This is a genomic window from Paenibacillus sp. FSL H8-0282 (genome assembly GCF_037963825.1).
Classification (GTDB): Bacteria; Bacillota; Bacilli; order Paenibacillales; family Paenibacillaceae; genus Paenibacillus_AQ; species Paenibacillus_AQ odorifer.
Genome location: NZ_CP150146.1, coordinates 5,980,539 through 6,004,296, shown reverse-complemented (window position 1 = coordinate 6,004,296; position 23,758 = coordinate 5,980,539). Strand labels below are relative to the sequence as shown.

Genomic DNA, 23,758 nt, shown 5'->3' with positions numbered 1-23,758 from the left:
GGCCTTTTTAAAGACCATCTTCTTTATAGAGGTGATGAACGGCAATATTCAAAAATGTTGCCGTTTTCATTTTTCTTCTGTAAAGTATGGAATATCTCCATGGTAGTGGCAGCCTGTACATGAGATAGTGAAGGTTTCGGGGGGCGAAAGGCCATGTTTCAATGGTTTGTTAAGGTGCTGAATGACATCAAAATCCGCAATAAGCTGCTGCTTGCTTTTTTACTGACTACACTTTTACCGGTATTACTGGTAGGTGGTTATCTTACGATTGAGATGAGGACCATGGCGTTTGAGAACGCACTGGAGCAAGCTTCAATTAACGTAGATCGGGTAAAAAAAAGAACAGAAGAAGTCATCGGTGTATCGCAAGATATAGCGTATCGATTGTCCAATGATGCCCGGCTGAAAAAACTCGCCATACGCCAGTATGTAAGCACTTATGATGTGGTTGAGGCTTATCGGGATTACACTGATATGCGTGAATACCTAAGATTATATAAAGACATATCCAACATACGTTTATACACTGATAATGCTACGCTGCTTAACAACTGGGAGCTGATCAATCCTTCGTCTGCCATTAAGGAGAGCCAGTGGTATCAGAGAGCACAGCGGTACGATAGCCTCGTCGGTTGGGAATATATAGAGGATGAGCGTGATCAGCGGAATTATTTAAGTCTTGTCCGCAAAATCGAGCTGGAGGGCTCCAGTAAGATTGGCGTGCTCGTTATTAATGTAAACAGTCACCAGCTAACCTCAATTCTGAGCCAGGAATCATTTGATACCATGATCGTGGATGATCAGGATAATATCATTGCTGCGAACCGGAGCGATCGGACAGGAAAGAAACTGGCAGATGTTTCTTTTGATACAAAGCTTTTGGGGCAAGGAAGCGGGAGCTATGAGGCAGAAGTAGATGGTGAAGCCTCCAAAATAGTGATAGAAGAACTTAAACCACAAGCCAGCCGTAACGCCCTGCGAATTATTTCTGTTTTTTCTATTGATAGTATAGTCAAAGAACCTAATCGGGTGATTAAGCTTTCGATTACCGTGATTGCCGTAAGCGTTTTATTGGCCTTTTTAATCATATATAGTTTCTCTTCGTTATTTTCACGTCGATTATTGCAGTTAAGCAGACATATTAACCGCGTTAGTACGGGTGATTTTGACACTTCATTAAAAATTGATGGTAAAGATGAAATTGCTCTGTTAGCTCGTCAATTCAATTCTATGGTGCGGAGTATTAACGATTTGATGTACGAGGTACAGGAATCTAATGACCAGAACAGTCTGCTGGAACAGAAACAGAATGATATCCGTTTTAAAATGCTGGCAAGCCAGATCAATCCTCATTTCTTGTTCAATGCGCTGGAATCTATTCGTATGGAGGCCCATATGAAAGGGCAAGTGGAGATTGCACGGGTAGTGCGTCTTCTTGGCAAAATGATGCGCAGTAATCTGGAGGTAGGCCGAAGTAAAATTTTGCTTAGCCAGGAGCTTGAAGTGGTTCGTTGTTATTTGGATATTCAGCAATTCCGTTATGAGGATCGTTTGAAATATCAATTTATTGTAGACCCTGCCGTCGAATCACTCTACATCCCGCCGCTGATTGTGCAGCCGCTTGTGGAAAATGCGGTGATTCATGGGTTAGACAACACGATGGATGGAGCAATGGTTACGGTGAATATCAAGCGTGAGCAGAATCATGCGGTCTTTACCATTACCGATAATGGAGCCGGGATCACTCCGGACAAGCTGGAGCAGATCCGTTATACCCTTGAGGTTCGTGATGAGCAGGAAGAGGCACGGATCGGGCTGCGCAATGTACACGACCGTTTGAAGTTATCCTACGGTGTTGAATTTGGACTGAATATCGAAAGCCGGATGAATGAAGGAACATCTATTACGTTTCGTATTCCAATGGAGGACATAAATCTATGATCAAAGTATTGATTGTTGATGATGAGCCAAAGCTGCGGGAAGGCCTTCGGGCTCTAATCCCTTGGGAAGAGCTAGGGTATACGGTGGTGGCTACGGCCGCCAACGGCTTGCAAGCTCAGGAGAAATATCATATTTTTTATCCGGAACTGATTGTGGTGGATATCCGCATGCCTGGTATGGACGGGCTGGAGTTAATCGGTGAGCTGCGCGAGGAAGGCTCGACCAGCCATGTGCTAATTTTAAGTGGTCATGCGGATTTTGAGTATGCCAAACGAGCCATTTCTTACCGCATTGACGGCTATTTACTGAAGCCGGTGGATGAGGAAGAGCTAATCAACTATTTGGAGGAACTCAGAGTCACGATCGCTCAGGAAGATCGCTTTAGCCGCTGGAATGAAGAGGAGCCTGCCCGTAATCGCGAAAGCCTGCTGCGTACATTGCTGCAGCCTTCAACTGCGGAGGAGGGGGAGAATGATCCTGTTAAGCAGGCGGCAGCACTGGGTCTTAAATCTGACCGTGTCGAAGTGATCCTACTCGAATTACTCGCGCCTGCGGGCGGCAGTGAGGAAGGGGAGCGGGCCGTTAAGGCCGCGGTAGAACAGTATTTTGGCAGCAGTGAAGAGCGGATGTTTTTCACGATGCCGCCATATATTGGATTCCTGCTGCAAGAGCCGCTGCCAGGAAAGCAGGAACAGGAGCGGCTGATGGAAGAGCTTGCTTCCTTAATTTGCCGCGAGGGATACAACTTCAGCGCAGCAACGGGAGGCCCTGTAGCTGGACCAGAAGAGGCGGCACAGTCTTTTCAAGTGGCGCGTGAACTGCTGCGCCGGGCATTTTTTTACCGCAAAGGGATTCTGATCAGCGCCGATCTCTCCGGTATGTTGTTTCCTGGAGTGGCGGAGGCGTACACCGAAGAAGGGCAGGATGCGGAGAGCCGCCTAATGCTTGCTGTTGAAACCGGAAGCCGCGCGGCCATTGAACCGCTGGTGGATACGATCTGTGCGGAGCTACTGGCTGCGGGCAGTGAGGAGCAGCAGATCAAAGATACATTTGTGCGGATTCTCAGTACGGTGTTGGCCCGTCTCGAACCGGTCTATCCAGAGATTCGCAGCAATGCCGCTAAGCATTCCCCGCCGATCGGTGAGCTCTACCATAGTCATTATCTGGCAGACCTGCAAGAGCAGGCCGTTAATTTCATGGCGGAGATCGCCGATCAAATGTCCAGTGGCAGCAAAGGGAATGAGATCAAAAAAATTACGGAGCTAATCAACCGCCGTTACAATGAGAACCTTAAGCTTGAGACCTTATCTGAGTTATTTAATTACAACAGCGCATATCTAGGTAAAATGTTCAAGAACACTACCGGGGAATACTTCAATACGTATGTGGACAAAGTGCGGATTGAGAAGGCGAAGCAATTCCTAGCGCAAGGCATGAAAGTATATGAGGTGGCCGAGAAAGTTGGGTACATGAACCCCGATTACTTCAACGCCAAGTTCCGTAAATATGTAGGACTCTCCCCAAGTTCTTTTCGCAAAAACATCTAAAATAGAAGCCCAAAAAGCCACAGTTGCAGTTCAGGTATAACCTGAGCTTTAGCTGTGGCTTTTTTTCTTACATTAAAGCTACTTCACTAATAATAAATCTAATCTTTGTTGCAATTCTTGATTTGCAGGGTCCTTTAGAAGGGCCAGAAGTAACGCTTGAATTTGATCCATCTCTTTAAAAGGTTCATTTTGTACATATTTGTCATGTATTCTGGTTTCCAAGGTATATCCATAATCGAACCCTAATGTTGAATACGTCGAAAGGGCAGCAATTTTACTCGCTTGCTCTACAGCAAGAATGCTTGGTGTTGAGGACCGTTCTAATTCCACTCTTAGACCGTCGAGTTCTGATGTCAGATTCAGGTCCAGCCTATTCATTAATCTGTTATGGCTTACGTTGTTATTGAATTGAAATAAATTTAGTGTCAATAATACTGCGGCAATAATCAATAATAATATCTTGATGTTTTTGTTTTTCATTGCTCTCCTATTACCCTCCTTTAGGAAAAGAAATTGCAGGTACAACAGATAATGTCGACTCGGTATGTGCGTATAAGGAATATGTATCTGAAATAGTTGAAGTACTGATGTATCAGGTAATATTTTCTAGCTAAGATGATATTAAAGTAATTAATTTTAATTGAACCATACGGAGGTTTTCGTTGAGGAGCAGGGCAGGGGTTACGGGTATACTTGTTACGCCTCATCTGAGAGCACATTATAGTTTTCATTCGCGGGTATGACGGACTCCAGAGTCGTTATTTGGGCTATTTCGAGTCCAATTTCGATTTATCGGACTCCATGTACGTTATTAGCTGCAAATGTTCTCCAAAAGGTGGTTTTTTAAGTGAATAAGGTCTTTATAGTCCGCCTAACCCAATAAGATGTGCAATTTGCTTAAATAAGGTCATTTCAGTCCGCGCCTTCGCTTCCGGCCACGTTCACTCATAGAACGTTAGCTCGGGGTGTTTTTAATTATGGGATGAAGTATTAATTGTGTGAAATAGACAGGGGATTAAGTATCGTATTGATTTATGAAATCAAATAATTTCACTTAATTTTATTTTCAGTAAATTCATGTTTGTTTTCAGTGTTTTCAACGATGTATCCGCTTTATTTGGGCTCTAAATCTCTAATTTTCACCTGATTTTAGGTCGAATTTATAGGGTACTGCAATCGCTTACAGAGATTTAGAATATAGACATAGAGAGGAGGGGCTTTATGAAAGCGGACACAGTAACTTCTCAAATCCCGCCGGATACCCGAACACGCAACAAAAAGCCTGCTTCAGGAGGACGGTTTTGGAGAAGCTTTAAGAATCAAAAGTACTTATGGATGATGTCGATACCTTTTGTGATCTGGGCATTCGTCTTCAGTTATCTCCCGTTATGGGGCTGGACGATGGCTTTTCAAAAGTACAAGCCCGCACGTGGCTTTTTTGAACAAGAATGGGTAGGTTTTGAACACTTTAAGACACTGTTCAGTGACTCGCAATTCCTTCTGGCGCTGCGTAATACGCTAGCGATGAGTGGAATGGGCTTGGTCGCAGGCCTTATCTTTCCGATAACGTTTGCAATATTGCTCAATGAAGTGCGTCTCGGCTTCTTTAAACGATTTGCTCAAACAGTCTCGTATTTGCCCCACTTTGTATCATGGGTGGTTGCAGCAGGGATTGTAACTAAAATGTTATCTGGTGAAAATGGTATTGTAAACGATATCTTGTTAGGAATAGGATTCATAGACGCACCTATCCAGTTTATGGCCCAGGGCCATCTTTTCTGGGGAATCGTTACCTTATCGGATATTTGGAAAGAGACCGGATGGAATGCCATCATCTACCTTGCAGCTATCGCAGGTATTGGGCCTGAATTGTACGAAGCAGCCCGGGTAGACGGTGCCAGCAGGCTGCGTCAGGTATGGCATATTACACTTCCGGGTATTCGCCCAACAATTACTGTACTACTTATTATGTCGATTGGTAATTTGCTCAATATCGGCTTTGAGAAGCAATTCTTGCTTGGAAACAACCTCGTTACCGACTATTCTCAGGTGTTAGACCTGTATTCACTTAAATACGGACTGGGCATGGCGAGATATTCCTATGGTACAGCGATCAATATATTCAACTCAGTGATCAGTGTAATTCTACTGTTTACGATTAATGGAATCTTTAAACGTACAACAAAAGAGAGCCTTCTGTAACACAGAGGGCCCTTCAACCCAATCGTGGCAGCAAATTGCCCTTTTCATGAAAGGAGAGCGTTACCGTGGGAGAATCAGCTATCACCAGAAAGTCATGGTCAGACCGGATCTTTGATTTCTTTGTATATTTTGTAATCCTGTTTGTGGTTGTAATCACGATTTATCCGTTTTTGAACGTGCTTGCCATCTCACTGAATGATTCAGTGGATAGTGTGCGCGGTGGAGTGACCATCTATCCCCGCCAGTTTACTTGGGACAATTACTTGAAAATCTTCACCTTCTCGGGATTAATCACCGGGTTTAAAATATCCGCTTTACGGACAGTTGTTGGAACTTTATTCGGACTGATCAGTGCCTCGATGCTGGCGTTTACGATCAGCCGCCCTGACTTTGCAGGCCGTAAATTCGTTTCCACATTCTTGGCAATGACCATGTATATCTCTGGAGGAATGATTCCTATATACATGCTGATCAAGGATCTGCATATGATGAACAGCTTTGCAGTTTATGTCCTACCTGGATTGGTCAGTGCTTTTAACGTTTTCGTTATCCGCTCCTTTATCGACGGTCTGCCTTATGCGCTGCAGGAATCAGCGAAGCTGGATGGAGCCAATGACTTTACTATCTACTTCCGGGTCATTTTGCCACTGATGAAACCAGCGTTAGCAACAATTGCGCTGTTCCTAGCAGTAGGTCAATGGAATGCTTGGTTGGATACTTATCTGTACAATGGTTCAAGCCCTAACTTAACCACATTACAGTTTGAATTGATGAAGGTTCTACAGACCACAACCAGTGGTAACGGAGGCGACTACCGCTCCAACATTGCTTCGCTGGCTTCCAATCAGGTCTCGCCGGAGTCGCTCAAAATGGCGATTACGATTGTCGTAACCGTACCGATTCTGTTGGTTTATCCGTTCATTCAGAAGTATTTTGTTAAAGGTATGACACTTGGTGCTGTGAAGAGCTAATCACAGTTTAACGGGGGAGCTTAGTCTCCCCTATGCTTAAAACCTATTGTGTATCCGTTTTCTTTTGGCAAGCTGGGTAAAGTATTAACAGGTCTTCACCTGTGATACGATAGATAAACAATTTTAAGGAGGGTTTATTTAATGGGAAGTAATAGAAAGATAAAAGCCAAAGCTACGGCATTAACGCTCACTTCTATTATGCTGCTCGGTGTGCTTGCAGGCTGCGGCGGTAACAATGGCAACAATGGTAATGCTGCAGCTGGAAATACAGGCGGCAATGCAACTAATGCTGGAAATGCGACCAATGCGGCTGAGGATATTTCCCCGCTCACGATGACCTTCTTCAGTGCAGACCCTAACCCGAACTGGACAGGTATGCAAGATGAAGTTGGTAAAGTGATTACGGAAAAAACGGGAGTAACCCTAAATGCTGAATATGCAGTTGGTGATCCTCAACAAAAAGTAGCCTTGATCGCAGCGAGCGGCGAATATCCGGATTTGATCAGTGCTAAGACTGATGTCAGCAAGCTGGTAGATGCAGGCGCAATGCTTGATCTAACAGACCTGATTGAAAAATATGCTCCGAATATCAAAAAAGTATTGGGCGAAGAAGGCATGAAACGTTCACGTTACAGTGACGATGATCACGCGATTTATGCCATCCCTACCTATGCAGGTGTGGACAACAAATATTTTGATGCTGGTGGCGGATTTGAACTACAGCACCGTGCTGTTAAAGAAGCTGGATATCCTGCAATCAAAACTGTTCAAGATTATGAGAACGTAATCAAGGCTTACCTGGAAAAACATCCTACGGATGAAAATGGTAACAAAAACATCGGCCTGACTCTGAATGCAGATGATTGGTACATGTACATTACAGTAACTAACCCAGCATTTATTACTACTGGTTCTCCTGACGATGGTGAATATGCGATTGATATCGACACCCAAGAAGTAACTTATCACTTCCGTCGTCCGGCTGAAAAAGAATATTTCCGCTGGCTCAACCACATGAACGATATCGGATTGCTTGATCCAGAAAGTTTCGTTCAAAAGTATGATCAGTACAAAGCTAAAATCGCTACCGGCCGCGTTATTGGTTTGATTGACCAAGACTGGGGTTATGGCGATGGAGAAAGAGCATTGAAAGCTGAAGGCAAGCTGGATCAAGGCTATGGACACTATCCTGTAACCTTGTCTGAGGAGTACAAAGAAACCTCCTTCTGGCCTACAGGCTTCATGGGTGGTAACGGAATTGGGATCAGCGTAGATGCTAAAGATCCAGTTCGTGCGATTAAATTCCTGGACTACCTAGCTTCCGACGAAGGTCAAGTATTGGTTAACTGGGGTATTGAAGGCAAACACTACAATGTTGTGGATGGCAAACGTGTCATTCCTGAAGATGTGAACGACCGTAAATATAATGACACTACCAACTTCCAAAAAGAAACTGGTTTGGGTAATGTCGGATCAAACTATGCATTGCTGAGCGCTCACTATGGCGACGGTGTATTGGATCCATCTGGTAACTACTACACAACTCGTTTCCCTGAGCAAGTAACTGTAGGTTACAATGCGGTTGAAAAAGAAACACTTGCTGCTTACAAAGCAACAACTTGGAAAGACCTCTTCCCAAGTGAAGATGAGTTCAAAGTTAAACCTTGGGGCGCAGCATGGAACATCACGATTCCTGGGGATAGCGAAATTGTCGTTCTTGACAACAAGCTGAAGGATATCAGTTGGAAACGGATCCCAGAAGCAATCTTGTCTAAACCAGCTGATTTCGATAAAGTTTGGGATGCTTACATGGCTGAGCTTGATAAAGCTGGTGTAACGAAAGCTGAAGATTTGCGTGAAGAGCTGGTTAAACAACGCGTGAAACTTTGGAATGATTAATTATTAAATTTCGTCTAATCCAATAAAAGCATGAAGATGGCGGGAAGTCCGAACGAAAGTCCGGGCCTCCCGCTGATTGCTTTTCACCGGTAATAACAGGACAGGAGGAATATACATGGGAGAGAGCAAGAACTCCGGACGGCATGAGTTATGGTACAAGCAGCCGGCGGCTGTATGGGAAGAGGCGCTGCCCGTAGGTAACGGCAGGCTGGGCGGCATGGTCTTTGGTGGAATCGAAGAAGAACGGATTCAATTAAATGAAGACACTCTATGGTCAGGTTTCCCGCGGGATAAAGCCAACTATGAGGCACTGCGGCATTTGGCTCCAGCTAAACAGCTAGTTGCAGAGGGGAAATACAAGGAAGCAGAAGCACTGGTGGACGCCAAAATGTTAGGCAGCCGGACGGAATCCTATCAACCGCTTGGAGATTTGCGATTGAAGTTTAATTTTGCAGGTCCTGTAGAGGATTACCGGAGAGAGCTTGATCTGGATCAGGCGTTGGCTACGGTAACCTATACTGCCGGTGGTGTAAGGATCGTACGTGAAGTATTGGCCAGCAGACCGGATGACATTATAGCTCTTCATATCCGTGCTGAGGGGGGGGAGGGCCAAGCTACTCTGCCAGATTTCTGGGCGGATCTGGCATCACCACATCCTTTCAACTCGGAGATTACTCCGGATGGCATGCTGATTATGACTGGCCGTGCCCCGTCGCATGTGGCTGATAACTACGTAGGGGATCACCCGCGTGCCGTATTATATGAAGAGGGGCTTGGCATAAGTTTTGCTGCGGTTATGGAGATCCAGACGGAAGGTGGGACTTGTGTAGCGGAGAACGGCTCGCTGTTGATTTCTGGCGCGCACTCTATTACCCTTCGTCTGGCTGCGGCAACCGATTATGCCGGGTATGACCGGATGCCGGGAAGCGGTGGCAAGCTGCCAGCGGAGTTGTGCCTAGTGCAGTTAGCTTCAGCCTCTAAAGGATACGCAGAGCTTAAGCAGCGCCACTTAGAGGATCATCAATCCTTGTTCCACCGTGTGGAGTTGACGCTTGCATCTGCTGCTTCCCGAGGAGAGCTTCCGACTGATGAGCGCCTGGTACAATACCGCGAAGGACAGGCAGATCCTGAACTGGAAGCGTTGCTGTTCCAGTATGGCCGCTACCTGATGATTGCTGGCTCACGGCCGGGGACGCAAGCTCTGAATCTGCAGGGCATTTGGAATCCCTATATTCAGCCACCATGGAACAGCAATTATACGACAAATATAAACACCGAAATGAATTATTGGCCAGCCGAGTTATGCGGATTGGGTGAATGCCATGAACCTTTAATAGATTTTATCACGGAGCTTAGCGTGGCTGGCAGCCGTACAGCGAGTATTCATTATGCCGCACGTGGCTGGACAGTACACCATAATACCGATTTGTGGCGGATGACTTCTCCATCAGACGGTAAGGCGATGTGGGCTTTTTGGCCGATGGGCGGGGTATGGCTCTCTCGCCATCTATGGGAGCGTTACGCTTTTCGTCCAGATGAGGACTATTTGCGCACAGCTTATCCCATATTAAAGGGAGCCGCATTGTTTTGTCTGGATTGGCTAGTAGAGCTGCCTGATGGAAGATGGACCACAGGTCTGTCTACCTCGCCAGAGAATGTATTTCTGACTGCTGACGGCACACCATGCAGTGTCTCGGCTGGCTCAGCTATGGATTTATCGCTTATCGCTGAGTTGTTCAAGCACTGCATTCAGGCTGCTGATATTTTAAATACCGATGTAGAGCTGCGTCAGGAGCTTATGCAGAAACAGAAACAGCTTGCCCACCAAGGGATCGCACCGGACGGAACTGTCCGCGAATGGAATGAGGATTTTGCTGAACAAGAGCCTGGGCATCGTCATGTTTCTCATTTGTATGACCTGTACCCTGGGAACGTAATTAGCCCTTCCTCCACACCAGAGCTAGCGGAGGCGGCAGCCTTAACACTGAAGAAACGCATAGAACACGGAGGTGGCCATACAGGCTGGAGCGCAGCATGGTTGCTTAATCTTTATGCGCGTCTGAAGGATGGCGAGAGTGCGGTTAGCTGTCTACGTCGCATTTTGCAAGATTCCAGTTTGCCGAACCTGTTCGGAAATCATCCTCCGTTTCAGATTGATGGAAACTTCGGCACTACAGCCGGAATAGCAGAAATGCTTTTGCAGAGTCATCAGGAGGGTCTGGAACTATTACCTGCTCTTCCAGAGGAATGGTCTGAAGGCAGCGTGAAAGGGTTGGTGGCACGTGGTGGCTTTGTCATGACTATAGAATGGAGCGGGGGCTGTTTAACTAGGGCAGAGGTTACCTCGACTCATGGCCGATCCTGCAGAATTGTTCAACACCAGCCTTTGCTCATTCAAAAACCGGATGGTACACAGATTGAAGGAGCGGGGCTGGAATTTGAAACAGTAATAGGAGAGACCTATATCATTACACCCCTAAAGAAATAATTCATATTGATCTGGCTTAGAGGCTGTTCTCAGAGTAGAATTATTCTACAGAGAACAGTCTTTTTTTGCCCAAGTCTTCATTATCTATTAAATGGAGGGTTTTGAATAAGTCTGTAGGAGCCGGAGGATCAGAATAATTATGTGGAAAAAACGCTTCACGTTGGCAAAAGTCATTCTTGGAGGAGTGATTATTTGCGCAGCCATTCCCCCGACATTGTATTGGACCTGGGGGCATGCTTATGCGGCCACGACTTCACCGACCGTTCGTTCTGTGAGTGAAATTGCCCAGAAGCTAACCGGTGCGATGAATAATCGTAGAGAGACTATCACTTTTACTTATGAGGGGAAAACCTCGAATTTAAAAACACAGATACAAACGGGTCTAGATCAAGCGATGAATAGCGATCCCTATTTGTATTACATCATAGACAGCTACGGATACACTTATCGAGGGAGCAAAAGTTCTGTAAAGGTTACGGTAGAAGTGAAATACTTGGAAACGCTGGAGCAGACCGCTTTTGTGAACAAAGAAGTAAAGGCAACGCTCAAGAAGATCATTACACCGGGCATGAATAATCATCAGAAGGTTAAGGCTATCCACGACTGGGTGGTGCTGCGTCTGAAGTATGATACCTCTTATCGTAAATATACGGCTTATGAAGGCCTGAAGAGTGGCAGTGCCGTTTGCCAAGGGTATTCGCTGTTGACCTATAAGCTGCTCAAGGAAGCGGGATTCAGTAATAAAATCGTCGAGGGCACTGCAAAACAGCCGGGAGGACGCAGCCAGTCTCATGCTTGGAATCTAGTGCTGCTCGAAGGGAGATGGTATCATCTCGACACAACTTGGGATGACCCGACACCTGATAAAGCCGGCGTGGTAAGCACCGCGTATTACTTGAAGACGGATGCACAAATGCGTCAGGACCATAGCTGGACGAAGTCTTATCCGGCAGCTTCGGTTGCCTATTATAAGACCTTGTCAGCACTTGTAGAGCGTGGAGGACAGAGCGCCGGGGTGTATAAGCAGCTTCAGAAGGACCTTAATTATGAGCTGTATGCCGAGGAACGGATTGTACGTTCAGCAGCAGATTTAATTCAGCTGGCGAATAAGGCTGTCGCTTCAGGAGAGGGATCTTTATTATTCCGTTATCACGGTAGTGGAACCCAGCTGAAGAATGATCTACAGGAGTTATATAAACTTGGACTAGAGGAAGTGTCTTATTCTAGCACTTCTTTTGATAATACGGGTGATCTAAAAGTGTATGTGACTTGGGAATAGGCAAAGGGCTAAGTAAAATCAGGAGTTGAATATACTAGATTGATTTATATAAAAAGGGATATCCCGCAGCCTTTCAGGCTTCTGGATATCCCTTTTTTGCGGAGTCTATTTATTCTGGGTGAGTACTAAGATCGCATTTTTCCAAAGGAATAATATTACTCTTGCGGAAGAAGCGATAGCCGGCCCAAATCAAGACGAATAATGGCAGACTGATATAGGAAACGGCAATACCGTACCAGTCGATGTTTCCACCTGAGAAGGCACCCATATTCTGGCCAAGGATGGCTACCGTACAAAGTACTAAGGCAAATATAGGCCCAAACGGGAACCATCTAGCCCGGTAAGGCAGCTCATCAAGGGAATGACCTTGAGCTATAAAGGCGCGTCTGAAACGATAATGGCAGACAGCGATGCCGAGCCAGTTAATAAATCCACACATACCGGAAGCATTAAGCAACCAGTTGTATACAGCACCATCACCAAAGAATGATGCTAAAAAGGCTAACATACCAACGGCTGTGGTCACGAGCAAAGCACCAACAGGAACACCGCGGCGATTAAGCTTGCCTAGAGCACGTGGAGCCATTCCATCCTTAGCCATAGCGTACAGGACGCGGGTGGAGGCGTACATTCCCGAGTTCCCGGCTGACAATACGGAGCTGAGAATGACAGCATTCATGACGGATGCGGCAATAGCAAGTCCTGCTTTATTAAATACGATCGTAAACGGACTGACTCCGATATCATCAATACCACCGCGCAGCAGATCTGGATTCGTGTAAGGAATCAGCATTCCGATTACTAGTATAGCGAGGATATAAAAGATTAATATACGCCAGAAGACTTGGCGAATAGCAATAGGTACGTTACGGCGAGGGTTCTCACTCTCACCTGCTGCAACACCGATTAGCTCGGTGCCTTGGAAGGAGAATCCCGCAGCCATAAAGACACCGACGAAAGCGAAGAAGCCACCGTGGAACGAGCTGCCCCCGATCTGGAAATTGCTGAAGCCTACGGCTTTTCCGCCCATGATTCCGAAAATCATCAAAACTCCGACAATAAGGAAGGCGATAACAGTAATAATTTTGATAATGGCAAACCAATATTCTGATTCTCCGTATCCACGAGCAGATAGGAAATTAAGACCGAACATCAGCAGCAGGAACACGAGACTCCAGAGAAAGGAGGGACTGTCCGGGAACCAATATTTAATAATGACGGTGGCGGCAGACAATTCTGCTGCAATCGTAACCGCCCAGTTATACCAGAAGTTCCAGCCGATGGCGAACCCAAAAGCGGGGCTGACGAAACGCGTGCCATAAGTGCTGAATGAGCCCGAATCCGGCAAATAGGTAGCGAGCTCTCCCAGACTGGTCATGAGGAAATAAACCATAACACCAACAGCCGTATAGGCTAGAAGTGCTCCACCGGGTCCGGCTGAAGCGATAGCGCCACCACTGGCCAGGAAGAGTCCAGTACCAATAGATCCTCCAAGCGCAATCATGGTCAAATGCCTTGCTTTAAATGATTTTTTTAGCTCAGGCGGGTTACTTACGTTGCCTTGTGCTAGATTTTGCTGCTTGCCCTGCATGATTTGACACTCCTTATGATCTAATCTTTCAATTCATGAACGGGGAGTGCTGAGCTGCTTCCTCCCGCAGAGCGGGAGAGTGTATTTGGTGGTCTCCATAAGGTTATGGACAAACACTAAATATACAAATTCTGTAAACGCAAAGAAACCGCAGACTATATCTGCGGTTTCCATCTATACAGCTCCGCATCATACTCCCTGTGAAGATAGCGCAACACATTATGACCTGCTGCTTATGCAGGTTATACAATGTGACAGTTCCGTGCCTTTCGGCAACGGCCCCAGCCTGCACCGCTGTAAGAGCGACAGTGCAGACTTCGGCAGATATTCCTTTCGACGCGATTCATAGACGGCTCTAACGTCTCCACGCGCGTACTCTTTATATCCGCGACCTCTACCTCATCTTAGTATGACGAGGCTATCTTTACTTCATTCATTTATAAACAACAGGAATTAGTATAAAGCAAGTTCGCAAGTCAAGCAATGACAAAATCCGGTAGGGAATGTTAGCTGCGACGACGCTCTGACATTTGCTGCCAAACGGTACCCGCCGCTGCTTCACCGGAAGCGATACGTTCCAAAGCCATTTTGGCCTGAAGTCCAACCTCGAATTCCGGATCTTCCGCCGCAACTGACAGCGCTTCTTGGGCATCGGATGTGCCCACCTCATAGAGGAAACGAGCTGCGCGCCAGCGGACAAGCTTGCTCTTATCTGTCAGTGCTGCCGTCATCACTGGCGTGGCGGCAGGATCGCCGATGTCGGACAGCGTATCGCCTGCCGTACGTCTCACGGCTGGCGCGCTGTCTGCCATCGCCTCATAGAGCAGCTCCATCGCTTCAGGCGTGCGAAGGTCGCCTAGATACACGACCGCAAGCCTGCGAATATGCAGCTTGGGATCGTGCAGCGCCGCCTTAAGCTCCGGCAGGAGCTCCGCCGTCGGCGTAAGATCCTCCAGCGCGGCGTAGCGCACGCGCCAATCCTCATGCTTCAGGTCTCGCAGCAGCTCATCCTGACTGCGGGTTCGTCTCTGCTCGACGAACTCGCCTTCGGCGCCGTGCGCAATGGCTTGCTGCACGAGAGAGTCGAGGCGTTCCTGCGGATACGCCGCTTCGACCTCTTGCTCCACCTCGCGTGCAATCTCCGCGGGCTCGCCATAACGCACGCCGTAATCAGTGAGCTTACGCTCTTTAATCATCACGGCGCTAGCCACATCCATAACCGCCTTCGTGAAGCGGTTTGCTAAGGAGATGCGCTCTTCATTCGCGCCGGTCTTAACGCGGATCTGCAGCGGAATTCCGCGGAACATCTGGACGAAGACTTGAGCTTCGCCGAAATGAGCGCCAGCGTTCTCATCGGCAAGACTCCAATCGTCATTTAAGCCTTCGCTGTTGCCGAAGCGGTTCTGGACTTCTCTTAGAATCGCTGCCCAATCCGCATTGCCCTTGCGTTCGAGCGCTGCAAAGTCAGCAGCGTGATAGATGCTAATAACGCCCGGTATCGTTAACATTTCGCGTGCCCAGGCCGGTGCGGAACGTTCACTTTCTGGTGTATAGGTTCTGCGAATTCCAGGTTCCAGACTTTCGTCCAAATGAAGCTTCATCGTATTTGGACTTGGAGTCGGTTCAATAAAAGTAATCTTCATACGTAGCTCCCCCTTGAACGGTATATGCACCGCCATACTTTATACACATATTATCTCATTTCTGGCGTGAAACACAAAAGGGTACTTAGATATTTTGCGGAAAAAGGGCGCACCATTACCAAGTAACTTGTATATTTTGCAAAATACTCTGCCGTTCAATATAGTTGTATTATATTCGCTAAAGTAAAGCATGCTCTGCAAACTTCTAAAGATGAGGTGCTCTATGGCTAAATTTCGCTACAATAACCTCGACAATGTGAGTACCGATAAAACACTTAAAGAGTTTCGTAAGTGGCGGGAGGAACGTCGACGGAAGAAAAAAGATTATTCATATGTAGTGCCAAGTACGCCGCCGAGGTTAGCTTATCTGGCGGAGAATCGCCTGGAGACCACCATTACGTGGATTGGGCATTCAACGTTTTTCCTTCAATATGAAGGGATGAATATCATTACTGATCCAATCTGGGCGAGAAGACTAGGCTTTGAGAAAAGATTGGGGCAACCCGGGATTCCGCTCAGCGAAGTGCCTCCCATTGACCTGATTCTGATCTCGCACTCTCATTATGACCACTTGCATATGGCTTCTATCCGTAAATTATATAGAGCAGGGACAACCCTTGTTGTTCCTATAGGCTTGAAACGAAAGATGCTCCGCAAAGGATTTCATAACTGCATAGAAATGGAATGGTGGCAGGAAAATACGCTAGGTAAAATTAAGCTTACCTTCGTGCCGACTCAGCACTGGACGCGGAGAACGCCTTGGGACACGAATACTTCTCATTGGGGAGGATACATTCTGCAGCCGATCGAATCGGATAGCGACAAGCTGCCTCCTAACCTGTATTTCGCAGGAGATAGCGGTTATTTTCCGGGTTTTAAGGAGATTGGGAGCCGCTATAAGCTTCATGTTGCACTCATGCCGATTGGAGCTTATGAACCGGAGTGGTTCATGACCTCGCAGCATGTAACCCCTGAAGAGGCTATACAAGCATTTGTAGATGTTGGAGCGGAGACCATGATTCCGATGCATTACGGCACCTATAGACTTGCTGATGATACGGCCCGGGAAGCGCTGGATCGGATGGAAAGTGCCCGGCTTAAACAGGGTATTTCTGAAGAACGAATCCGTACGCTCAGCTATGGCGAAACGCTTATTATACAACCCGAGAATCGCATAACTGGACAATAATTGAAAAAATTCCTCCTAACTGGCGACCTCTGTACAGCAGCTGGAATAACTTTAGTATTGGAGAGAACAGCTGAAAAGGCTATTTTACGGGCTTTTTGCTCTCTATTTATGCTATAATGAGCCGAAACCCTAAGTGAAAAGGATGGTAATGCGTAATGATTAGCACAAGCGGCGTAACACTCCGCTACGGAAAACGCGCTCTCTTTGAAGATGTAAACATAAAATTCACCCCTGGTAACTGCTACGGTTTGATTGGTGCCAATGGTGCCGGTAAATCAACCTTTCTGAAAATTCTGTCTGGTGAGATCGAAGCAAATACCGGTGAGGTACATGTTACACCGGGCGAACGTCTCGCAGTACTCAAACAGAACCATTTTGAGTATGATGAATTCCCAGTACTTGAGACCGTAATTATGGGTCATACACGTCTTTATGAAATTATGAAAGAAAAGGACGCGCTTTATGCGAAGTCCGATTTCACAGAAGCGGATGGCCTGCGTGCAGGGGAGCTTGAAGGTGAGTTCGCTGAGCTTAACGGCTGGGATGCTGAGCCAGATGCAGCTGCCATGCTGATTGGTCTCGGAATTATGCGTGAACTGCATGACAAAAAAATGGCCGAACTGAGCGGCAATGAAAAGGTACGGGTACTCTTGGCGCAAGCCTTGTTTGGCCGTCCAAATAACCTGCTGCTAGATGAGCCTACCAACCACTTGGATCTCGAATCTATTGGCTGGTTAGAGAACTTCCTCATGGACTATGAAGGTACTGTTATCGTCGTATCCCATGACCGTCACTTCCTGAATAAAGTATGTACGCATATTGCGGATATTGATTTTGGCAAAATCCAGATGTACGTCGGCAACTACGACTTCTGGTATGAGTCCAGTCAGCTTGCGCAAGCTTTGCAGCGTGATTCTAACAAGAAGAAGGAAGATAAAATCAAGGAATTGCAGGCATTTATCCAGCGTTTCTCGGCCAATGCTTCCAAGTCTAAACAAGCGACATCACGTAAGAAGCAACTTGAGAAAATTACCCTGGACGACATTCGTCCGTCCAACCGTAAATATCCGTTCCTTAACTTCAAACCAGAACGTGAAGCGGGTAAACAATTGCTGACAGTCAGCGGATTGTCCAAAGCGGTTGAAGGTGAAAAGCTTCTTGATGAAATTAGCTTTGTAGTAAATAAAGGGGATAAGATTGCTTTTGTAGGCCCTTACTCCCAGCCTAAATCACTGCTATTTGATGTGATCATGGGTGAGCAAGAAGCGGATGCGGGCGAATATACATGGGGAGTAACTACAACTCAAGCGTATTTCCCGAAAGACAACTCCAGCTATTTCGATGGTGTGGAAATGAATCTTGTAGAATGGCTACGCCAGTATTCAAAAGATCAGGACGAAACTTTCCTGCGTGGATTCTTGGGCCGTATGTTGTTCGCCGGAGAAGAAGCACTGAAGAAAGCAAGTGTGCTGTCCGGGGGCGAGAAGGTTCGCTGTATGCTGGCCAAAATGATGCTCAACGGCGCGAACGTGCTTGTGTTCGATGAACCAACCAATCACTTGGATCTGGAATCCATCACGGCACTGAATAACGGGCTGATCGATTTCGATGGCACGATTCTATTCACTTCCCATGACCATCAGTTCATCCAAACCATTGCTAACCGCATCATCGAGATTACACCTACAGGTGTAATTGATCGCTCCATGAGCTACGATGAATATTTGGAGAATCCAGAAATTAAGGAAATGCGCCAGCGCATGTATCCTGTAGAAGTATAATATTTAATTTCCGCTATGCGGAAGGAATCCATGAAGCAGCTACACTAATCCTTTTAGGATCAGGGTAGCTGTCTTTATAATTTCAATTTTGAAAAGTTATTAACAAGTAGAATTCTACGGGGTGTATGCGGGGTTTCCAAGACAGGAGTCTTTAGCCCTTGAGGTTTCCCAAAGCGCATGTTTTCAGCTGGCTAATCGTACATTAAAGAGAAGCAATTATGAATTTGAAGAGTTCTAATCCATCCTATCAGGCAGGACGAACGTATAAACGGCTGCGTTTCCCCGAGGGATTCGCAGCCGTTTATGTTTAAGTATAAGTAAATACTAAGATCCGCCAGTACGACGGCGTTGGTTGTTAGGCTTTTTGTTATTTTGGCTTTTTAGCGGTTTGGCGGAACCGGCCTGAAATGTGGATCCAGGCTTGGAGGAAGATTGTTGCTTCTTCTGTTCCAGTTTTTTACGGATAGCTTCCGCTAAGTTGATTTTACCTTTATCGTTGCTTTCGCTCATTATGATAACCTCCTTCGAAGCAAGTCCTTACACTTTATTCTAATTGTTTTTAAATGCTGCCACAAGGGCAAGAATAATTGAAAGAATTCTTTTCCGTATTTTAAATAATCGGGGAAAAGAGGGGGAGCCAAGAATGACTGATATTTACGAAGATATACGTAAAGGTGAACGAGGAGCTTGGGTGAGCATAGCGGCTTACCTCATCCTATCATCATTCAAGCTGGTTTGTGGTTATTTATTTGCATCTAGCGCACTCGTAGCGGACGGGGTCAACAATTTAACAGATATCGTAGCATCCATAGCTGTACTGGTGGGGTTACGGATTTCGCGGAAGCCACCTGACTCTGACCACGCTTATGGGCACTTCCGGGCAGAGACCGTAGCGGCGTTGTTGGCTTCTTTTATCATGGCGGTAGTGGGCCTTCAAGTGATTGTGGAGGCGGTGCGTTCCTTTTTCGATCGTACAAAAGAAACGCCGCAGCTCTGGTCGGCAGGGGTGGCTATTGTATGTGCAGTAGCTATGATGGGGGTATACATATATAACAAAAGACTGGCCAAACAAATTAACAGTGGAGCACTTATGGCAGCGGCTAAGGATAATTTTTCTGATGCAATGGTCAGTGTTGGAGCCGCAGTTGGGATTGTGGGTGCACAGTTTGGTTTGCCATGGATTGATTCCGCAGCAGCTGTTCTTGTCGGACTCATTATCTCCAAGACCGCTTGGGATATTTTTCGTGATTCGACCTATCGGCTTACCGATGGCTTTGATCAAGATAAATTGATGGATCTACGCAGTACGATTGCTCGAACGCCGGGAGTTGAAGAGATTAAAGATGTGAAGGCACGGGTTCATGGTAATCATGTGCATGTGGATGTTGTAGTGGAAGTGGATGCGAATATTTCTGTGACGGAAGGTCATGAAATAAGTGATTCCATCGAAGAAAGAATGAGCAAAATGCATAATATTATGAATGTGCAGGTGCACGTGGAACCTAAAAAATAAATCACGAAATGCTATATTAAGGAAAAATAACACATATTCAAGGAGAAATCGAGACTTTAGACCTGTGTGTTACCATAAAGTGGCATGATTATATGTGAAATTTGGAGCATGTTCCAAATCCCGGGCAAGCCTATAATGAGGGCATAAAGGAATAATGTAGTACAATCCTTTATTGAAATCTCATCATGGAATTTGGGGGAACGTATGATCAAATCACATAAGCAAATTACAGCATCTTTGTTAGTATCTGCTGCAATTGTTGCAGGTTTAGGAGTATCTGCTCCTGGACAAGCAGCGGCAGCCTCAAGTTCATCTAATTCAGTTACAGCAGCTTCAGCCGTTCAAACAGGTGTGATCGAGGCTAGTGTTCGCCTTCGCAGCACCCCTTCTACTGACGGAGAAATAGTGAAGTACTTGCAAAAGGGAGATCAAGTGCAGATCCTTTCGCAGCCGAACAGCTATTGGTATCAAGTAAAAACGGCTGATGGTTCAGTGGGTTATACAAGTGCAGGAGATAAATATATCAGTGTATCCTCTGCTTCAGTAACGACACCATCGGCACAAACTGGCACCATTAAGTATGGTGTGAATCTTCGAGTTTCACCTTCAACAAGCGGGAAAATAATGAAGCTTTTGAATAAGGGAGAAAAAGTAGAAGTTCTGGCGCAGCCTAACAGTTACTGGTATCAAGTTAAAGCGGCGGATGGTAGCATCGGATATATAAGTTCAAGTGAACAATATAGTACACTTTCAGGAAACGGTGGGGGATCTGGAACGGTAACACCAACGCCTACACCAACGCCTACACCAACGCCTACACCAACGCCTACACCCAATCCACCTGTAACAACACCGGGGGCTTCAGCCCAAATCGAACGGGTGATTGCTGCAGGTATGGGATATCTAGGAACGCCTTATGAGTATGGCTCCAGCAGAAATGATACAAGCACCTTTGATTGCTCGGACTTCATCCGGCAAATTTTTATGGATGCAGCCAATCTCAAACTGCCGGCGGATTCCCGTCAACAGGGAGATTGGGTGAAGTCGAATAGTACGGTGGTTACGTCTATTTCCAATTTGAAGCGCGGCGACTTAATGTTCTTTATGGATTATAAGGGGAATTCTGCTTCTGCTTATGAGGGAATCGACAAATCTACAGCTAGAATATCGCATGTTGCAATGTATCTAGGAGATGGACAAGTTCTACAAACTTATTCCGTAGCTTCAGGCGGGGTAAGAGTAGATAAACTAAGCGCTTCTTGGATGAATCGTTTTCTCTACGGAGGTTCGGTCATTCGCTAAATATATGAAAATGCAGGAAGCGACAGCATCGCATGTTTGTGACGGGTGAACGATGGCGGGCGTACGCGCAAGAGGGCTATCCTTTTAGTAGAATTCTCTACTGAAGGGGTAGCTCTTCCTGTTTATCTGTTCAGAATATGTACTCTCCACATAAAAAAAAGGGCAGTACCATCGGCCATTTTCTTGGCTCTTGGGACACCCCTTCTTCGCTTATTGATTAATTATGGCAAAATCACATTGGCTGATACTGGAACCTTAACCCATGCTTTTCCTAGCCAAGTGTAAATTTCTCTCCATTCATTACCCCAAGTATCCGAAATGACTTCACCTGTTGTATCAAGAGTCTGAACGCCAAGCCAGCCTGCTGGAATTATACCTCCGACTGAAAAGTAGAAAGGTGTTTTCTCAGTCAGCACTATTTGCGGTGTAGCTGGACTCATATCCGCTGGAGTAATAATGGTTTCAAAAGAATTGCTGTAAGTGCTTCCAGTTACGGTTGCAGGAGCCGTAGTAGTTCCTGTTACTTCAGCTGCTGAAGCTGTAGCTGCAATGGAAGCCATAAGTCCTAAGGCTACTGTAAGGCTGGCGATTTTTTTCATGTTTGGTTCCTCCTGTGGGGGTTGGATGTATTTTTTTCCAAAAGTACTGTTTGCTAATAAGCTAGTAAACGTAAATGATGCGTGATGAACCACCCATTCAACATTTCTTATTTTCTCAAGTGACATCCGTGCAGGAATGACCTATACTTTCTGCATGATGAATAAGATATATGGATAGATATGGGAGGGATACGAAAGTCACACCATTGAAATGAGGGGCTACATTGATCTACCTCTGCGTCCCGTGAAGAGAGAAATTACAAACAGAACCAGGAAGACGAAGAACAGGATCTTAGCAAGACCAGCAGCGGCAGCTACTAGGTTGAAGAAACCAAAGATTCCGGCGATTACTGCGACTACAAGTAGTATTGCGGACCATTTTAACATTACATATCACCTATCCTTTTTTGATTAATGTAGTCATTGTATAAACGGGGACTTTGATTTTGAAACAAAAGGGAAGAGGGACTCTTGACAACGCTCGACAAGATGTTTCGGCTTATGGGACCAGGGGTAACTATGCAGTATACAAGGCTGATTAGCCGATATTTATGAGATATGGAAGGGGTTATGAATATGATCATTGAACTTAGTGTAGCTCTCGTCGCAATTGCATTCGCAGTACTTGTTTTCTTTTTAATTAAAACCTTAAAGTCGGCAAAGGATTCACTCGACAAAGTCAGCCAAACCTTGGTGGAAGTACAGAAGACGATGGATGAGCTTACTTATGAAGTGAAAACGACGGTCAGACACGCAAATGAAATCACTGCTGATGTACAGCATAAGATTCAAAAGATTGACCCAGTCATCGATTCAGTCAAGAATCTGGGTGATGTCATGAATGAGCTGACCTTAACGGTCAAACAAGTGTCAGTCACAGTGATTGAGAAATATCGTAAATCGCGTGAGCTGAAGGAGAAGAGTAAGGAAGTCTCTATAAAAGAAGCTCCGTTAACTCCTGCTGAAGAACGTACTGTTAACTCCTATGATGCCATTTATGCTGAGAAGTCACCGGGAAAAATAGCTACAGTGCTAAAAGGTGTAGACGTAGCTGCAACTCTTTGGAAAAAATTTCGTCATTAAGCATAAGATAGTAAGGCTTCTGTAATCGGTGGCTGCAGATAAGAAAGGTGGGACACAACATGAACATGATGATCCTTTTATTTGGTCTTCTTTTCCCATACTTTGATGCGTCTCCACAGTTGGGGCCTATCTCTACTTTTATTGAACAACCTAAGTCGGTTCTCGCATTTGAACATGCTTCAGCATCCAGCCCATATATAAATCACTTTGATTCTCTGCAAGGTGTTGCTTTATACACCACAAAGGAAGAACTGCTTCTGACCAAAGGCAATCCGCTTGCGGTGACAAATGATCCATTGCTAGAGACAGTGGAGTACCATTACGCAGATGTGACAGTGGGTGTGGGCGAGGGTGTTGTACTTTATGTACATGTTGCACCTCCGCAAGCACAGCAGTTCGGTTTACATGTAGATGGCGTAGAAATCGATCCTTTAACAGATAATCTGCAAGATACTCTGGGCAAACCGTATTTTATAGCCGAAGATGGGGATGTATACCTGAGAGGGAATAACGCACTCAAAATATATCGAAATTTGGCGGGTGAATTTGAAGGAATTGATTTATTTGATAGTATTTCTTCCTAATCTGTTTCATATTTGAGCAAATTGGTTAATAAACATAGGCTGTCTTTAGAATAGAGTAACCTCCAGCCCCACTAGGTATAGTGGGGCTGGAGGTTACTTTGCTGAATACGTAAATTGATCCTATGACTATATTTACATATTATGAA

19 protein-coding genes and 1 riboswitch are annotated in these 23,758 nt (G+C 45.8%); of the genes, 13 read left to right on the top strand and 6 right to left on the bottom strand.

What is annotated here, in order from left to right; genetic code table 11:
* Positions 1-153: 153 nt before the first annotated feature.
* A complete protein-coding gene (locus NST94_RS26010; protein ID WP_339281426.1) occupies positions 154-1,941 on the top strand; it encodes a sensor histidine kinase in 1,788 nt (595 codons plus the stop codon).
* A complete protein-coding gene (locus NST94_RS26005; RefSeq protein ID WP_339281425.1) occupies positions 1,938-3,488 on the top strand; it encodes a response regulator transcription factor in 1,551 nt (516 codons plus the stop codon). Before NST94_RS26010 ends, NST94_RS26005 begins: the two co-directional genes overlap by 4 nt.
* Before the next feature lie 78 nt (positions 3,489-3,566).
* Here NST94_RS26005 and NST94_RS26000 read toward each other — a convergent pair whose 3' ends face one another.
* On the bottom strand, positions 3,567-3,968 hold the full coding sequence (locus NST94_RS26000; RefSeq protein ID WP_339281424.1) for a hypothetical protein: 402 nt from the start codon (positions 3,966-3,968) through the stop codon (positions 3,567-3,569).
* Positions 3,969-4,709: 741 nt separating this feature from the next.
* On the opposite strand from NST94_RS26000, the gene NST94_RS25995 reads away from it, so the two are divergent.
* From NST94_RS25995 to NST94_RS25975, 5 genes are all read left to right on the top strand, one after another.
* Positions 4,710-5,690 (top strand): ABC transporter permease subunit, encoded by a 981-nt coding sequence (locus NST94_RS25995; RefSeq protein ID WP_036680239.1) that lies wholly within the window; start codon positions 4,710-4,712, stop codon positions 5,688-5,690.
* 65 nt (positions 5,691-5,755) lie between these two features.
* A complete protein-coding gene (locus NST94_RS25990; protein ID WP_036680237.1) occupies positions 5,756-6,661 on the top strand; it encodes a carbohydrate ABC transporter permease in 906 nt (301 codons plus the stop codon).
* Between the two features lie 141 nt (positions 6,662-6,802).
* A complete protein-coding gene (locus tag NST94_RS25985; protein ID WP_080742630.1) occupies positions 6,803-8,560 on the top strand; it encodes an ABC transporter substrate-binding protein in 1,758 nt (585 codons plus the stop codon).
* 115 nt (positions 8,561-8,675) lie between these two features.
* The gene (locus NST94_RS25980) at positions 8,676-11,048 is read left to right on the top strand and encodes a glycoside hydrolase family 95 protein (RefSeq protein ID WP_339245016.1); all 2,373 of its coding nucleotides are present in this window, start codon (positions 8,676-8,678) and stop codon (positions 11,046-11,048) included.
* A 139-nt stretch (positions 11,049-11,187) separates the two neighbouring features.
* Positions 11,188-12,327, top strand: a complete 1,140-nt coding sequence (locus NST94_RS25975; RefSeq protein WP_076273155.1) for a transglutaminase domain-containing protein — start codon at positions 11,188-11,190, stop codon at positions 12,325-12,327.
* A gap of 109 nt (positions 12,328-12,436) precedes the next feature.
* On the opposite strand, the gene NST94_RS25970 is transcribed toward NST94_RS25975, so the two are convergent.
* Positions 12,437-13,918: an amino acid permease gene (locus NST94_RS25970; protein ID WP_076219968.1), complete on the bottom strand. Its 1,482-nt coding sequence runs from the start codon at positions 13,916-13,918 to the stop codon at positions 12,437-12,439.
* Positions 13,919-14,117: 199 nt separating this feature from the next.
* Positions 14,118-14,323: riboswitch (Lysine riboswitch) on the bottom strand.
* Between the two features lie 101 nt (positions 14,324-14,424).
* A complete protein-coding gene (locus NST94_RS25965; protein ID WP_339245011.1) occupies positions 14,425-15,561 on the bottom strand; it encodes a virulence factor in 1,137 nt (378 codons plus the stop codon).
* Between the two features lie 223 nt (positions 15,562-15,784).
* Between NST94_RS25965 and NST94_RS25960 the strand changes: the two genes are divergently transcribed.
* Both NST94_RS25960 and NST94_RS25955 read left to right on the top strand, forming a co-directional pair.
* Positions 15,785-16,750 carry an MBL fold metallo-hydrolase gene (locus NST94_RS25960; protein WP_076185434.1) on the top strand — a complete coding sequence of 322 codons (966 nt, stop codon included), beginning with the start codon at positions 15,785-15,787 and terminating at the stop codon, positions 16,748-16,750.
* Positions 16,751-16,905: 155 nt separating this feature from the next.
* Entirely contained in the window at positions 16,906-18,531 is a 1,626-nt protein-coding gene (locus NST94_RS25955) for an ATP-binding cassette domain-containing protein (RefSeq protein WP_036680232.1), read from the top strand.
* A gap of 324 nt (positions 18,532-18,855) precedes the next feature.
* On the opposite strand, the gene NST94_RS25950 is transcribed toward NST94_RS25955, so the two are convergent.
* Positions 18,856-19,041 (bottom strand): hypothetical protein, encoded by a 186-nt coding sequence (locus tag NST94_RS25950; protein ID WP_036680230.1) that lies wholly within the window; start codon positions 19,039-19,041, stop codon positions 18,856-18,858.
* 133 nt (positions 19,042-19,174) lie between these two features.
* Here NST94_RS25950 and NST94_RS25945 point away from each other — a divergent pair, with 133 nt between their 5' ends.
* Both NST94_RS25945 and NST94_RS25940 read left to right on the top strand, forming a co-directional pair.
* Complete coding sequence (locus NST94_RS25945) at positions 19,175-20,044, top strand: cation diffusion facilitator family transporter (protein WP_076128688.1); 870 nt, start codon at positions 19,175-19,177, stop codon at positions 20,042-20,044.
* 204 nt (positions 20,045-20,248) lie between these two features.
* Positions 20,249-21,346, top strand: coding sequence for an SH3 domain-containing C40 family peptidase (locus NST94_RS25940; RefSeq protein WP_076310340.1), 1,098 nt, complete (start codon positions 20,249-20,251; stop codon positions 21,344-21,346).
* 221 nt (positions 21,347-21,567) lie between these two features.
* Here the strand turns inward: NST94_RS25940 and NST94_RS25935 are convergent, their stop codons facing one another.
* Together NST94_RS25935 and NST94_RS25930 are read right to left on the bottom strand one after the other, a co-directional pair.
* Positions 21,568-21,945: a hypothetical protein gene (locus tag NST94_RS25935; RefSeq protein WP_076128684.1), complete on the bottom strand. Its 378-nt coding sequence runs from the start codon at positions 21,943-21,945 to the stop codon at positions 21,568-21,570.
* A gap of 219 nt (positions 21,946-22,164) precedes the next feature.
* Positions 22,165-22,332, bottom strand: a complete 168-nt coding sequence (locus tag NST94_RS25930) for a DUF1328 domain-containing protein (protein ID WP_036680225.1) — start codon at positions 22,330-22,332, stop codon at positions 22,165-22,167.
* A 183-nt stretch (positions 22,333-22,515) separates the two neighbouring features.
* Between NST94_RS25930 and NST94_RS25925 the strand changes: the two genes are divergently transcribed.
* Both NST94_RS25925 and NST94_RS25920 read left to right on the top strand, forming a co-directional pair.
* Entirely contained in the window at positions 22,516-23,028 is a 513-nt protein-coding gene (locus NST94_RS25925) for a DUF948 domain-containing protein (protein WP_326058466.1), read from the top strand.
* A gap of 59 nt (positions 23,029-23,087) precedes the next feature.
* Positions 23,088-23,612, top strand: coding sequence for a hypothetical protein (locus NST94_RS25920; RefSeq protein ID WP_339281423.1), 525 nt, complete (start codon positions 23,088-23,090; stop codon positions 23,610-23,612).
* The last annotated feature ends 146 nt before the right edge of the window (positions 23,613-23,758 follow it).